This window comes from Streptomyces sp. CAI-85 (genome assembly GCF_013363615.1).
Taxonomy (GTDB): Bacteria; Actinomycetota; Actinomycetes; order Streptomycetales; family Streptomycetaceae; genus Streptomyces; species Streptomyces antibioticus_B.
On the sequence record NZ_JAANNX010000029.1, the window covers coordinates 57,288 to 71,678 of the forward strand.

The 14,391-nt window shown below is 71.2% G+C and carries 11 protein-coding genes and 1 pseudogene; 10 read left to right on the plus strand and 2 right to left on the minus strand.

Annotated features, from left to right (window positions below; translation table 11 throughout):
* Positions 1-3: 3 nt before the first annotated feature.
* From G6W55_RS25495 to G6W55_RS25515, 5 genes are read left to right on the plus strand one after another with little or no spacing between them, the layout of a single operon-like run.
* Positions 4-951, plus strand: a complete 948-nt coding sequence (locus tag G6W55_RS25495) for a PLP-dependent cysteine synthase family protein (RefSeq protein ID WP_175523160.1) — start codon at positions 4-6, stop codon at positions 949-951.
* Entirely contained in the window at positions 948-2,216 is a 1,269-nt protein-coding gene (locus G6W55_RS25500; RefSeq protein ID WP_175523161.1) for an MFS transporter, read from the plus strand. Before G6W55_RS25495 ends, G6W55_RS25500 begins: the two co-directional genes overlap by 4 nt.
* A gap of 33 nt (positions 2,217-2,249) precedes the next feature.
* Entirely contained in the window at positions 2,250-4,754 is a 2,505-nt protein-coding gene (locus G6W55_RS25505) for an ATP-grasp domain-containing protein (RefSeq protein ID WP_175523162.1), read from the plus strand.
* Positions 4,751-5,524, plus strand: a complete 774-nt coding sequence (locus G6W55_RS25510) for a hypothetical protein (protein ID WP_175523163.1) — start codon at positions 4,751-4,753, stop codon at positions 5,522-5,524. The genes G6W55_RS25505 and G6W55_RS25510 overlap by 4 nt, the downstream gene beginning before the upstream one ends.
* 1 nt (position 5,525) lies before the next feature.
* Positions 5,526-6,794 (plus strand): acetyl-CoA carboxylase biotin carboxylase subunit family protein, encoded by a 1,269-nt coding sequence (locus G6W55_RS25515; RefSeq protein WP_175523164.1) that lies wholly within the window; start codon positions 5,526-5,528, stop codon positions 6,792-6,794.
* 128 nt (positions 6,795-6,922) lie between these two features.
* Here the strand turns inward: G6W55_RS25515 and G6W55_RS25520 are convergent, their stop codons facing one another.
* Entirely contained in the window at positions 6,923-7,897 is a 975-nt protein-coding gene (locus tag G6W55_RS25520) for a LuxR family transcriptional regulator (RefSeq protein WP_175523165.1), read from the minus strand.
* Between the two features lie 233 nt (positions 7,898-8,130).
* Here G6W55_RS25520 and G6W55_RS39315 point away from each other — a divergent pair, with 233 nt between their 5' ends.
* From G6W55_RS39315 to G6W55_RS25530, 3 genes and pseudogenes are all read left to right on the plus strand, one after another.
* A complete protein-coding gene (locus tag G6W55_RS39315; RefSeq protein WP_303049937.1) occupies positions 8,131-8,262 on the plus strand; it encodes a hypothetical protein in 132 nt (43 codons plus the stop codon).
* Between the two features lie 873 nt (positions 8,263-9,135).
* Positions 9,136-10,314 (plus strand): annotated as a pseudogene (locus tag G6W55_RS38960) (3-deoxy-7-phosphoheptulonate synthase); the annotation flags it as partial.
* A gap of 43 nt (positions 10,315-10,357) precedes the next feature.
* Complete coding sequence (locus G6W55_RS25530) at positions 10,358-11,098, plus strand: isocitrate lyase/phosphoenolpyruvate mutase family protein (protein ID WP_175523166.1); 741 nt, start codon at positions 10,358-10,360, stop codon at positions 11,096-11,098.
* 33 nt (positions 11,099-11,131) lie between these two features.
* On the opposite strand, the gene G6W55_RS25535 is transcribed toward G6W55_RS25530, so the two are convergent.
* Positions 11,132-11,800, minus strand: a complete 669-nt coding sequence (locus G6W55_RS25535) for a DNA methyltransferase (protein ID WP_309243818.1) — start codon at positions 11,798-11,800, stop codon at positions 11,132-11,134.
* A gap of 504 nt (positions 11,801-12,304) precedes the next feature.
* On the opposite strand from G6W55_RS25535, the gene G6W55_RS25540 reads away from it, so the two are divergent.
* The gene (locus tag G6W55_RS25540; protein WP_175523168.1) at positions 12,305-12,697 is read left to right on the plus strand and encodes a hypothetical protein; all 393 of its coding nucleotides are present in this window, start codon (positions 12,305-12,307) and stop codon (positions 12,695-12,697) included.
* Positions 12,698-13,227: 530 nt separating this feature from the next.
* Positions 13,228-14,157 carry a phosphotransferase family protein gene (locus G6W55_RS25545; RefSeq protein ID WP_175523169.1) on the plus strand — a complete coding sequence of 310 codons (930 nt, stop codon included), beginning with the start codon at positions 13,228-13,230 and terminating at the stop codon, positions 14,155-14,157.
* Positions 14,158-14,391: the final 234 nt, after the last annotated feature.

Genomic DNA, 14,391 nt, shown 5'->3' on the forward strand with positions numbered 1-14,391 from the left:
CCGATGACCAACCCACTGGCCGCGGGGGTGGCCGCCTCCTTCGAGGACATGGTCGGCAACACCCCACTGCTGCACCTGCGCCCGGACGGCGTCCCACCGGACGTGACCGTGCTGGCCAAGCTGGAGGCGGCGAACCCGCTGTCCAGCGTCAAGGACCGCCCCGCGTTATACATGGTCCGGGCCGCGGAGGCATCCGGCGAACTGGTGCCCGGCGCCACCGTCATCGAGTCCACCTCCGGCAACACCGGTATCGCGCTGGCCGCCCTGGCCGCCGCCCGCCGCCACCCGTGCGTGATCGTGCTTCCCCGGAACGCCTCCGAGGAACGGGTCAGGACCCTGCGGATGCTCGGCGCCGACGTCGAGTTCACCGACCCGGAACTGGGCTTCGCCGGCTGCGTCGAACGCGCCGAGAAGCTGCACACCGAGATCGACGGCTCCTGGTACGCCCGGCAGCACGAGAACCCGGCCAACGTCCTGGCCCACTACGAGACCACCGGCCCGGAGATCTGGCGCGACACCGGCGGACGGGTCGACGTGCTGGTCTGCGGGGTCGGCACCGGCGGCACGCTCACCGGCATCGCCCACTTCCTGCGCGAGCGCAACCCCGCGCTGCGCGTCGTCGCCGTCGAGCCGGAGGGCTCCCCGCTGCTGTCCGGCGGCCCGCCGGGCCCGCACCGCATACCCGGCCTGAACGGCGGCTTCCTCAGCCCCGTCACCGATGTCGACTGCATCGACGAGGTCGTCGTGGTCTCCGACGAGGACGCCGCCGCCGCGACCCGGGCGCTGGCCGCCGGCAGCGGCCTGCTGGTCGGCGTCTCCTCCGGCGCCGCCGTCCACGCCTGCCGGGAACTGACCCGCCGTCACGACCTGTCCGGGGCGACCGTCGTCACCGTCCTCCCCGACAGCGGCGAACGCTATCTGAGCTGGTGGCCCGCGGAGGAGCAGCGGTGAGATTCAGCGAACTGCACCGCAACCTCAAGCTGCGCATCGGCGTCGGCTTCTTCCAGCGGTTCTTCGACATCATGCTCGTCCCGCTGATGGTCATCCACTTCTCGCGCCTCTACGACGCGGCCACCGCCGGCCTGATGACCCTGGTCGTGGCGGTGGCGACCGTCGGCTGCAACCTCGTCGGCGGGCATCTGTCCGACGTGTACGGCCGCCGCAGGGTGCTGATGGCCGGAGAGGCCGGCGTCTTCCTCTCGTACATCGGCCTCGCCCTGGTCAACTCGCCGCTGGTGCACTCCGGTCCGGCGACCTACGTGCTCTACCTGTGCGCCGCCTGCATGGCGGGCGTCGCACTGCCCGCCAACGAGGCGATGATCGTGGACGTCTCCACCCCGGAGAGCCGCACCGCCGTCTACACGATCAACTACTGGGTGATCAACGTCGCCTTCATGCTCGGCTCCCTGGTCGGCGGCTTCTTCTACGAGGGCTACTTCCTCCACCTGCTGACCGCGGCCGCGATCGCCACCGGGGGGATCTTCCTGGTGACCTTCCTGGCGCTGTCCGAGACCGCGCCGTCCGAGGCCGCGCTGAACCCCCGCGGCGTGAAGCCCGCCCTCCAGGGCTATCTCGCGGTGGCCCGCGACCGGGTGTTCCTGCGGCTCGTCCTGGCGGCCCTGCTGGTCTGGTCCGTGGAGGTCCAGATCTCCTCCTACCTCGCGGTCCGGCTCGCCTCCGACTTCCCCGAGCAGCGGCTGCTCTCGCTGGGCTCCTGGCAGGTGACCGTCGACGGCGTCAACGTGCTGGGCATCCTGCGGGCCACCAACACCCTGCTCGTCGTGGTCTGCGGCCTGTGGGTGGGCAAGCTGCTCGGCCGCCTCGACGAACGCTCGCGCCTGGTGGCCGGAGTGGTGATCTTCACCGCCGGCTACATGGCGTGGGCGCTCGGCGCCAACGCCTGGCTGATGATCGCGGCGGCCGTCGTGGTCACGCTGGGGGAGCTGATGAACCAGCCCGTCAACCAGACCCTCGTGGCCGCCCTGGTGCCGGCCGACTCCCGCACCAAGTACATGGCCGCCTACGGACTGCACGTGCGGCTCGGCTACATGGTCGGCTCCCTGTCGGTGATCCTCGGCGCGGTCGTCGACTCCTGGGTCATGGCCCTGCTCTACGCGGCCTTCGGAGCGGCCGCGATCCAGTTGTACCGGGGCCTGTTCCGCATCCAGGACGCCCGTGCCGCGACCGAGGAACCCAAGGCCGAGGCCGACGCATGACCCCCGCACCCGCCACGAAAGGGAGGGCCGTCCGTGACTGAGCACACGGCACCCGCGAACAACCGGCTGCTGATGGTGCAGCCGTACACGCAGTTCGTCGAGAAGGCGGTCGCCCTCGGCTTCGAGGTCTGGTCGATCTGGGACCGGACACTCCAGCCGGCCTCCTATCTGCAAGGCGTCGAGAAGGTCTCCAAGGAGATGCTGTGGACGGACTTCTCGGACGAGGCCGCGCTGCGCCGCCTGGTCCGGGAGACCGCCCTCGCCCACGACGTCGGCACCCTGCTGCACCTGGGCGAGGAGGCCACCATGGTCGCCGTCGCCGAGGAGGCCGAGGCCCTCGGCCTCGCCCTCAACCCGCCGGAGGCGCTCCGGCGCCTCAACGACAAGGCGGTGCTGCGCGAACTGCTCGCCGGGCACGGCCTGTCCCCGGTGCGCACCGCCCTCGCCGCCACCCCCGACGCCGTGGACGCCGTCCTGGCCGGCTTCGGACTGCCCGCCGTGGTCAAGCCGACCCGGCTCCAGGGCAGCACCGCGGTACGGCTGGTGACCGGCCCCGACGACCTCGACGCCTGGCGGCGGGAACTGACCGGCCACGGCTACGACGGCCCCGTGCTGGTCGAGGAGTACCTGCGGGGACCGGAGTTCAGCGTCGAGACGCTCACCCACGACGGCCGCCACCTCGTCGTCGGCATCACCGCCAAGCGCAAGACGCCCGCCCCGGCGTTCGTGGAGACCGGCCACGTCTTCCCCGCACCGCTGCCGGAGGCCGACGCCGCGGCGATCGGCGACCTGGTCACCGCGGTGCTGGACGCGTCCGGCTACCGCTTCGGCCCCGCGCACACCGAGGTCATCCTCACCGCCGACGGCCCCCGCGTCGTGGAGTCGCAGGCCCGGCTCGGCGGCGACCGCATCCCCGCGCTCATCCGGCTCGCCACCGGCTTCGACATCGAGGGCGCGATCTTCGACCTGCTGGTCGGCGGCACCGCCGAACCCACCCCGGCCCGGCGGACGGCGGCCATCTCGTTCTTCGCCCTCCCGCCGGGCCGGATCACCCGTCTGGAGGGCCTCGCCGAGATCGACGCGCTCCCGCACGTGCACGGCGTCCGCTTCCCCTTCACCGAGGGCGACGTCCTGCCCGAGACCCGGCACTCCGGCTCCCGGCACGGCCATGTGATCGTGACCGGCGGCACCGCCGAGGAGGCCGAACGCCTGGCCGCCGAGACGAAGGCACGGCTGCGGGTGGAGACCGGCTCCGCCGTCCTGAACGCCGTGCACACCACGCCCGCCGCCCCGCTGCGCCCCGAGCGGACCCTGCTGCTGATCGGGCACCAGACCGAGCCGGTGCGGATCGCCAAGGAACTGGGCCTGGACGTCGTCCTCATCCAGCACAAGGAGAAGTTCCAGCCCGAGCAGGCCGCACTCGCCGACGTCACCCTGATCGCCGACTACACCGACTGGTCGGTGCTGGAGCCGCTCGCCCGGGCCGCCCACACGATCTGGAACTTCTCCGCCGCGCTGTCCCTCACCGAACCCGGACTCGAACCCGCCGGCCGGATCAACGACCTGTTCGGCCTCGGCGGCACCGGCCACGAGCCGGCCCGGCTGCTCCGCGACAAGCTCGCCATGCGCCGCCACCTCGCCGCCGTCGGCGCCCCCACGGTCGCCGCCGAACCGCTCACCGACCGGGAGAGCCTCGCCGCGTTCGGCGCCGCCCACGGCTACCCGTTCGTCGTCAAACCCGTGGACCTGACCGCCGGGTACGCGCTGTTCCGGGTCACCGGCCCACAGGACGTCGACGGTGTGTGGGAGCGCATCGGCGAGGCCCGCCGCACCGGCATGGACCGCGGCTCCACGATGTACGCGGTCACCGAGTTCCTGATGGAGCAGTACATCGACGGCCCCGAGTACAGCATCGAGGGCTTCAGCTTCGCCGGACGGCACACCGTCGTCGCCATCACCGAGAAGCTCACCGACGGCGGCCACTTCGTGGAGCTGGGCCACGCCCAGCCGGCCCGGCTCGATCCGGCGGACGAGGAGCGGATCGTCGCCGCCGTCGGCGAGTTCCTCGACGCGATCGGCGTCACCGACGGCCCCAGCCACACCGAGCTGCGGCTCAGCTCGCGCGGCCCCCTGATCATCGAGGGCCACAACCGGCTGGGCGGCGACCACATCCCCGAACTGGTCAAGGCGGCGTACGGCGTCGACCTCACCCGCTACGCCCTCGCCTGGCCGTTCGGCCTGGTGGAGCCGCTGACCGAGCGCCCGAAGCCGGTCGCGGCGGGCTGCGTGCGCGGCATCCTCGGCCGGCCCGGCCGGGTCACCGCGATCACCGGCGCGGACGAACTGCGCGCCCACCCGTCGGTCCTCGCCCTCGACCTGGCGGCCAGGACCGGTTCGGTGATCCGGCCGATCCAGGACAACTGGGACCGGCTCGGCCTGCTGGCCGTCACCGCCCCCGACACCGACACCGCCGTCGCGCTCTGCGAGGAACTGCTCGACACCGTGCTGACCGTGTCGATCGAGGACGAGGTGCGATGACCCTCGTCGTCCTGGACCCGGACGGCCGCCACGCGGCCGAGTGTCCCGGCTGGCTCGCCGACGCCGAGGACGAACTGCACCTGATCACCGGCCGGGCGGGCCTCCACCCGGGCTTCGCCCGCGTGACGGTCGTGGAACGCTACGACCGCGGCACCGCCGCCGAGCTGGCCGTGCTGGACACCGCCGCGCGCACACCGGTGCGTGCCGTGATCGCGCTCGCACCGGTGGACCAGGTGCGGGCGGCGGGCCTGCGCGAGCGGCTCGGCCTGCCCGGCCAGTCCCGTGAGGCCGCGCTGACCCTCGCCGACTCGGTGGCCGCGCACACGCTGCTGACCCGGGCCGGGATCCCCACCACCCCCCGGGCGGAGGTGCGCCGGGTCGCCGACCTGTACTGGTGGGCCCACCGGTGGGGCTACCCGCTGGCGGTCCGGCCGCGCCGGGGCACGGTCCGGCCGGTGATCGCCGAACTGCCCGACGAGGCCGCGCTGCGCGCCGCGGTCGCGGCAGGACTGTCGCCCGCCGACCCGGCACTCGTACCGAGCCTGACCGTCGAACCGGCCGTGACCGGCGAGGTGCGGCGCGAGGAGGGCCTGCCGCTCGACGGCGTACTGCCCGCCGACCCCGGACACCCGTACGCGGTGGACACCGTCCGCGGCCCGGACGGCGGACGGCTGGTGCACGCGGTGCGCTACGACCCCGGGGCCCGCCCCGCGCGCGAACTGGTGCGCGCCCAGGCCGGCATCGGCGCGCGGTTCCCGGAGGTGGTCTGAGATGGCCGTACTCGTCCTGCACCACCGGGGCTCGCTCGCGGGCACCCCGTACCACGAATGGCTCGCGGACTACGAGGGCGATCTGCTGCTGATCGCCTCGCGCGAGCATCTGGCGCTGGTGTCGGAGCAGTTGCCGACCGAGGGCGGCGCCTACCGGCGGACCGCCGCCGTGGACGCGTACGAGACCGGCGGCGACCTGGAGTCCCTCGCCCTGGAGTGGGCGCGCGAGCACCGGGTCGCCCATCTCGTCGCCTGCCAGGAGCGCGACCTGGAGCGGGCGGCCGAGCTGCGCGACGTGCTCGGGCTGCCTGGGCAGCGGATGGACACCGTGCTTCCCTACCGGGACAAGGCGCTGATGAAGCGCCGGGTCGCGGCCGCGGGCCTCGCGGTCGCCCCGTACCTGGAGGTGGAGAGCGCCGCCGAGCTGATCGGCTTCGCCGAACGGCACGGCTTCCCGCTGGTGCTCAAGCCGGTGGACAGCGCCGGCTCGGTCGGCCTGCGCATCCTGGAGTCCCGCGAGGAACTGGACGCGCACCTGGCCGACGGCCTCGACCTGTACGGACCGCATCTGCCGAACCTCCTCGCCGAGGCGTTCGTGCCGGGCCGGATGTGCCATGTGGACGGGCTGGTCGTGGACGGCCGCACGGTGTTCGCCTGGCCCTCGCAGTACCAGTACACGCTGGCCTCGTACCGCACCGACACCGGCGGCCGGCTGGACCTGACCCTGGACACGGACGATCCGCTGACCGGCCGGCTGCTGGAGTTCACCGACCGGGCCCTGGCGGCGCTCGGCGGGCCGGAGAACTTCGCCTTCCACGCGGAGATCTTCCACACGCCCGACGACGAACTGGTGCTGTGCGAGATCGCCTGCCGCACCGGCGGCGCCGCGATCCGCGACATCGTCCGCCTGATGTTCGGGGTGGACCCCAGCGAGGCATGGGTCCGGGCCCAGCTCGGTCTGCCGCTGCCCGAGTGGCTCGGCGCGGAGAAGCGCACGCCGCGGCGGATGGTGGGACAGCTCGTGCTGATGAAGCGTCCCGGCCGGGTGGTGCGGATCGCGGAGGAGCCGCCGGACTTTCCCTGGGTCGAGAAGTACCAGGTGTTCGTCGGACCGGGCCAGACGATGGGGGAGGCCGCGTTCTCCGCCGACTTCCTGCTCACCGCGCTGGTCTCGGGGGCGGACCGGGCGGAGTGCGAGGCGCGGCTGCGGCTTCTGGAGGGGTGGTTCCTGGAGGAACTGGTGCTGGAGCCGGGGGACGGGGAGGGCTGAGCCGTCGCCCGGTCGCCGGGTCGCCGGGTTGCTCGGTGTGGTGGCCCGGTCGTTTCCGGATGCCGCCGGGAAGCTGCGGCCCGGCCGGCACTGGACGCCGGCCGGGCCGCACCCGTGTTCCCATCGGGTCAGGAGGGAACGGGGCCGTTCTCCGGGGTGATGGCCGCGGCGTTCTCCCGGGCGACCGCGACGCCGTCCCGGGCGACCGCAGCGCTCTCCCGGGTGATAGCAGCGTGTTCCCGGGTGGCGGCGGCTTTGCCCTGAAGGCCCATCAGATAGCCCAACTGGAGCCGGTGCTCGGCGCCGTGCTCCTCCTTGAGCCGGGCGACGTGCGCCTGGAGGGACCGCAGACTCAGACCGAGCCGCCGGGCTATCTCCTTGTCCGATCTGCCTTCGATGAGCAGTTTCTGAATCGAACCGCGGATCGCCGGAATGACCTCGGGCGCCGCGTCCGCCGCCCGTACCGGGAGAAAGGGATACGACTCGGCCCGGTCCCAGGCGCGCTCGAAGATGTCGGCCAGAAAGTGCACCACCGCCGGGTGCGTGATCAGCACGGCCGACGTACGCGCCGCATTCGCGGGAATCAATGCGGCGCGCCGGTCGACGATGATCATACGGTCGAAGAACTCCGCCAGCGTACGTACTTGAGCGCCGTACGAAGTGACCGCGCGGACGTATTCCTTCGTGGGTTCGTCGAATCGCGTGCTGTGCTGGTAGAGCGTCCGCATGGAAACGCCGGCCGCGATACGGTCGCGCACCGCGCTCAGCGCCTCGGCCAGCACCGCGCTCGGCCGTGGCCCGTCGGGCTGGGCGGTGAGGATCTCGGACGTGACGCTGCCGAGCAGATCCTCGATCGCGTCGTTGATCTCGGGCAGCCCGTCGATTGTCTCGAAACCGACCCCACGTGCGGGAACCGTCGGTTCGGGTAGCCGCACGGTCGCCGCCGACGCGCGGCCGGCCCTGAGCGAGACTGCCCGGGACAGGTCTCCCAGGGCCTCGCCGACCCGGACCAGCGCCTCGCGGCAGGCGGGGTCGTCCGGTGGCAGGGTGATGGCCAGAGTGCCGTCCTTGGTGTCGGCGGCGGATAACGCTACTAAGCCCATGGTGTCGGATTTATTCCAATGTATTCGCATTTGCATCCTTCGTTTCGCCGAAGTGCGCGTAACCGAAGTATCGGCGATCTTGTCCGGTCAGTCGAGGGGGACGCATAGTTGCTGTGAGGGGGCGCTGAGGTCGGTCGGGCCGCGTTAATCCGCCATTCACAATCGGCACGCCAGGTCTACTGCTGGAAGCGCAATCGCCGTTGAATCACGGCGAATCAACAGGGGGAAATTCGATGACGCTTCGTGAAATGCACCGCACTGCACATAGGGTCTCCGCTCAGGCCGGACCCGAGCGATTCGGCATCAACCACTCCGACGACGGCAAGGACGTGGGCTGGAACGCCGTTCCCGCCGTCGCCGGATGATCTGATCCACTTCTGCCCGACCGCCCTCGCCCCCTCCACTCGCACCACTGCCTCACCGCAACTTCCCGAACTGAAGGACGAGTTCGGCATCGGGACACCCTTCGGCTCGGGAATCCCGCGGCCGCCCCGTGCCGGACGAACCCGCCGGGGCAGCGCGAGAGCCGCGCCGGCCCGCGGCGGACGAAGGGGCGATACCTCATGAACCCGAACCACACCTCGGCCGTGCCCGGCCCGACGGGCACCTCGGCTGTGCCTGGCTCGGCTGCGCCTGGCGCGCCGGGCATGTCCGCCGTGCCCGGTCGGCCCGGGACCTCGGCCGCGTCCGGTCCACCCGGCAGTTTGGCTGTACCCGGCGCGCCTGGCAGCTTGGCTGTGCCCGGTCCGCCGGGTACCTCGGCCGTATCCGGCGCGCCTGGCACCTTGGCTGTACCCGGCCCGCCCGGCACGTCCACTGAGCCTAGCCCGCCCGGTATTTCGACCGCGGTGGCTGTGCCTGGCGCGCCCGGCACGTCCGCCGTGTCCGGTCGGCCCGATACCTCGGTTGTACCCGGCCCGCCTGGCACGTCCGCCGTGCCCGGCCGGCCCGGGACTTCGGCCGTGTCCGGCCCGCCGGGTACCTCGGCTGTACCCAGCCCGCCCAGCCCGCCCAGCCCGCCCAGCCCGCCCAGCCCGCCCAGCCCGCCCGGCGCGTCCACCGCGCCTAGCCCGCCCGGCATTTCGACCGCGTCCGGACAACCCGCCACCGCTGCCGCATCCGCACCGCCCGCCACCACCGCCGTATCCACACCGCCCGCCACCACCGCTGTATCCGCACCGCCCGGCACCTCCGTCGCGCCCGCGCCGCCCGGCCCCTCCGCCGTATCCGGACCGCCCGCCGCGCAGCAACCCGACTGGCCGGACCCCGGAGCGTTGCGTGCGGTCGCGGACGAACTCACCGTCCTCCCCGCGCTCGTGGCGGCCAAGGAGTGCGACCGCCTGCGAGAGCAACTGGCGGCGGTCGCCCGCGGCGAGGCGTTCCTGCTCCAGGGCGGCGACTGCGCCGAGAGCCTCGCCGAGGCCGGCCCGGACACCACCGCGGCCAAGTACCGCACCCTGAACCTCATGGCCGCCGTCATCTCCGAGGCGGCCGGACTCCCCGTGATCCGGCTGGGCCGCATCGCGGGCCAGTACGCCAAGCCACGGTCCAGCCCGACCGAGATCCGTGACGGCGTCGAACTCCCCTCCTACCGGGGGGACATGGTCAACGGCCCGGCGTTCACCACCGCCGCCCGCACCCCGGACCCGGACCGTCTGCGACGCGTCTACCACGCGTCCGCACGGACCCTCGGCCACCTGAACACGCTCACCGCCGCCGACGGGGCCGAGTTCTGGACCAGCCACGAGGCCCTGGTCCTGGAGTACGAGCACGCGCTCTCCCGCACCACCCCGGCGGGCCGCTACGCCCTTTCCGGCCACCTCCTCTGGATCGGCGAGCGCACCCGCCGCCCGGACGGCGCACACATCGCCTTCGCCGCAAGCGTGCGCAACCCGATCGCCGTCAAGCTAGGCCCGTCCAGCACCCCGGACGACGCACTGCGCCTGATCGACCTGCTCGACCCGGACCGCGAACCGGGGCGGCTGACCTTCATCAGCAGGATGGGAGCCGGCGCCGTCCGGGACACACTGCCGGACCTGGTGTCCAAGGTCACGGCGTCAGGCGCCGAGGTCGCCTGGATCTGCGATCCCGTGCACGGCAACACCGTGTCCTCGCCGACGGGCCACAAAACCCGCAGACTGGACGACGTGCTCAACGAGATCGAGGGCTTCCTGGAGGTCCACCGGTCCCTGGGGACCCACCCCGGCGGCGTCCACCTCGAACTGACGGGAGATCATGTCACCGAATGCGTGGGCGGCACCTATGAGATCCGTTTCGAGGATCTGCCGACCCGCTACGAGACCGTCTGCGACCCCCGGCTGAACCTCGGCCAGTCCCTGGACGTCGCGTTCGAACTCGCGGCCATGTACGCATCCTCCCCGGTCACCGACCGCGGGACCACCTGGGCGACGGCGTGACTCTGCCACCCGTCCCCCACGACCACGAAGAGGAGACCGCCTGATGGTGGCGACCCGTGCCGGGGAGTTCCTGGCACGTCACGACCGGACCGAACCCGGCGACCCGCTGGTCATCCCCAATGTCTGGGACGCGGTCAGCGCACGGGCGTTCGCGGAGGCCGGCTTCCCCGCCCTGGCGACCTCCAGCGCGGCGGTCGCCGCCGTGCTCGGCTACGACGACGGCGAGGACACCCCGGCCGACGAGATGTTCGCCGCGATCGGCCGGATCGTCCGCTCCGTCGACGTACCGGTGACGGCGGACATCGAGGCCGGCTACGGCCTCGCCCCCGCCGAGATCGTCGAGCGGCTGCTCGCGGCGGGCGCCGTCGGCTGCAACCTGGAGGACTCCACCGCCGGACGGCTCAAGGACGCCGAACAGCACGCGGAATGGCTCTCCGAGGTCAGCGTCGCGGCCGGCGACCGGCTGGTGCTGAACGCCCGCGTCGACACGTTCCTGTTCGGCGACCGCTCGGCCGAGACGGCGGTCAAACGCGCCTGCCTGTACATCGACGCCGGCGCGGACGTCGTCTACCCGATCCTGGCCCCCGAGGAACTGCTCCCCGACCTGGCCAACGGCGTCAGCAAACCGCTGAACGCCCTCTACCGCCCCGGCAACGCCTCACCCAGCCGGCTCGGCTCCCTCGGCGCCGCCCGCGTCACCTTCGGCGGCGGCCTGCACCAGCAGGCCGCCACCGACGTCACCGACCTGGCCCAGAAGATCGGCCAGGCGTACGGCTCCAGGTAGTGGTGCTCGGGCGGTGACGACTACTTGACGGCCCTACTTGGTGGCCATCAACAGATACTCGTGAGACCGATTGGTCAACATGGGGTCGTCACCGCCCGTAGGCCGGTCGTACAGATGAATCCGCTCGTCGCCCAGCGTGAGGTGACGCCCCAGCACCCGCGCCGCGTCCCAGGCCAGCGGGACGAACCGGCTGGCGATCCGCCGGTTCTGCACCGCGATCACGGCCCGCGCCCCCGGCCGCATGGTCTCCGCGATCGCGCCGAACGCCTCGTCCAGCGCGCCGAGATAGTCGTCGTAGTCGCGCAAGGCGTAGAACTGAGCCCCGTCGGTGGCATCAGTATTCAAATTGGTCCCGAAGTACGGCAGGTCGCACAGCACCAGGTCGACGGAGCCTGCCTCCAGCGGAGGCTTCCGGGCGTCCCCGCAGATCATCTCCTGCCCCGGATACCCGGCCAGCCGCCTCCGGGCGTCCTCGGCCCGCTCCTCGTTCACCTCGATCCCGAACCCCCGCCGCCCCTCCACGGAAGCCGCCACCAAGGTGGTCCCCCACCCCGCGAACGGATCAAAAACCAGCTCCCCGGGCTCACTCAACTCCCGGATCAACGGCCGTAACTGACTGACCAGCCCCGCCTGCCCAGCCGCCTCGGGAAGCGCATGCTCAACATCCTCGCCCCCGAGCACAAGCCAACTACCAACCCCCACGACCAATCACGCATCCCCTCATATCCCGGCAGCGGCCAACTCACCACTACACAACGGAAATCCCATGCTACTCAGCGGGAACATCCGTGCGCCTGATCTTCAAAAACCGACGTCCGACCACTGGGCCGCGCCCACAGCACAGAGTGGTGAGTTTCTCGGCTCGGAGCACACGCACGAACGCGGGCCCACCGACGCAACCAGGCGACTCGGCCCCTCTCTGTTCCGAAGCGGCGAAGGCGCCGTCCGGTATGGCGTTGTCGCAGCTCAGTGGTGGTGCCCGCATAGCCCACGGGGGCGGTCGTGTGCGAGACTCCGCGTCACATCGGCGGTGACGGAGGCATGACGTATGCGTGGGGTGGCGGCGGCCGTGGCCGCGATGGCCGTGACGGCGGCACTGACGGGCTGTGGTGGTGGGGGCGACAAAGGCGATGCAGCGGGCGAAGGCGCCCCGGCGAGTGCGCCGCGGCCGGAAAGACGGTCAAGCCCGAGCTGACCGTAGGCGCTGTGCGTAGCGACTTCCGCGAAGCCGTTTCCGCTGCGGGGACGGGACGGCTTCAATTCGTCGACATGGGGGAGTCAGTTCACCCATGTCGTGTGTACGGGATGTCGCAGGCCGAGGACTCGTTGGAGCCGAAGGCCGTCGAGCCGATACGCAACACGCTGAAGGAACAGGGCTGGCAGGAGACGGGGGAGCTGTCGGTCGAGGAGCCCGACGCCTTCGGCTGGGTCCTGAAGAAGAACCAATGGGAGCTGTACCTGGCCGCGGGCGATACCCCCGAGGGATCCTGGATCATCTTCGACGCCAACGGAGAGGCATGCGGCGTCCCCCTCCCCTCACACCCCCCAGCCTCAGAAACGGCCCCACCAGAGCGCCCCACACCACCCGTCTTGCGCTGAACACCGCGCCGTTCCGCCGTATCTGGCCCGTCGTACGGCGGGGCCCACAGCCGGGCCACGGGTGCTACGTCAGAGCTTGAAAATCCCGCCAGGTCCATCCAGCCGATACGGGGCGGGCGCGTGGCACGTCCGGAGCAAGCATGGGCGTTGTCAGACGCCGAAATGCGCGCGTGGCCTCCCCATGACCGACCCACCTATGAGGAGTGGGACGCCGCTCTAGATTCCGAACGTTTGGACTCCCTGGGCCGTGCCCAGGAGAACTGCAGCTCCGGGCGGCCCACACCTTCTACGCGAAGACCCCGGTCTCAGCGTTTCCGCTGGTGACGGGGTCTTCAGGCACTCCAAGCAGGGTGCCCCCGGCAGGATTCAGACCTGCGCACACGGCTCCGGAGCCCAGGTGAGAGCGAGGAGCCCTGGGGGCTCTGACCTGCGGGGGAGCGGCTTCAGAGGATGCCTCAGGTGAAGATCATTACGCCCCTATTACGTGGGCGCCCTGTCCGGCCGTGGGACTGCGCCGTATGGTCGGAGACATGATCTCGGGCAGCGGCGGGGAAGTGCACGGCGGCGGTACGGAGTTCACGGCGGAGGGGATGGAAGTGGTCCTCCGTGAGGCGTGCGAGGTGGCCAGCCTGGACTCGACCGGGGCAGAGCTGCTGCGCCTGGGATCCAACGCTGTCTACCGACTGGCGTCCTTACCGGTCATCGTCCGCATCGCGCGTGACCGGGCCGTTCTCGCCGAGATGGAACGCGCTGTGGGCGTTGCCCGTTGGCTGGAGACGGTCAGCTTCCCGGCGACGCGAGTCCTGGCCGGCGTCGCTCAGCCCATCGCCGTGCGCGGACTGGTGGTGACCTTCTGGGAGAGCGTCCAGGAGCGCGAGGAGTATGCGACGATCGGCGAGCTGGCCGACCTGCTCCGCCAATTCCACTGGCTCGAAGAACCCGAGTCGCTGCGCCTCCCATACTTCGACCCCCTAGCCAAGCTGTCAGCCTCGCTGGACGGTCTGAACGATGTTTCCGAGGAAGATCGGTCCTTCCTCGAGGAGCGGGCGGCCAAGCTTGCGAAGGAGTACGACCGACTTGACTTCGTCCTTCCCTTCGGCCTGATCCATGGGGACGCCAACATCGGGAACGTCCTCCGTCACCGGGATGGCCATGCGGTCCTCATCGACCTCGACGGGCTCGCCCTCGCCCCGCGCGAGTGGGACCTGATCCTGACCGCGATCTACTACGACCGGTACGGCTGGCACACGAAGGCGCAGTACGCCGAATTCGTTCACCGGTACGGCTTCGACCTCATGAACTGGCCCGGATACGAGACCTTGGCCGACCTGCGAGAGCTGATGATGGTCGCGTGGATCGGCCACCAGGTGGGCACGAGTGACCGATTTGCCGCGGAGTTCGCGCGACGCATGCGGTCTCTGCGAACGGGCGAAGGCCGCGACACTTGGGGGGCTTTCTAGCGGTTCCTAGTGGCAGACGGTGATCCGAGTGCGTACGCGGCGTACTGCCCTGAAGCTGACCGGCTTTGCCGTCACAGGCTAAGGAAGCGCTGGGTATCTATGAGCAGGGGAAGGGGTCCCTGGCGACGGGGGACGCACCAGGGAACCGCCCCTGATCAGCGCTTGCGCCTCACCTCGTCCTTAGAAGACGTTTCACTTGGTGAGTCGGCGGTGGTTGATGAGGCTGGTGGCGAT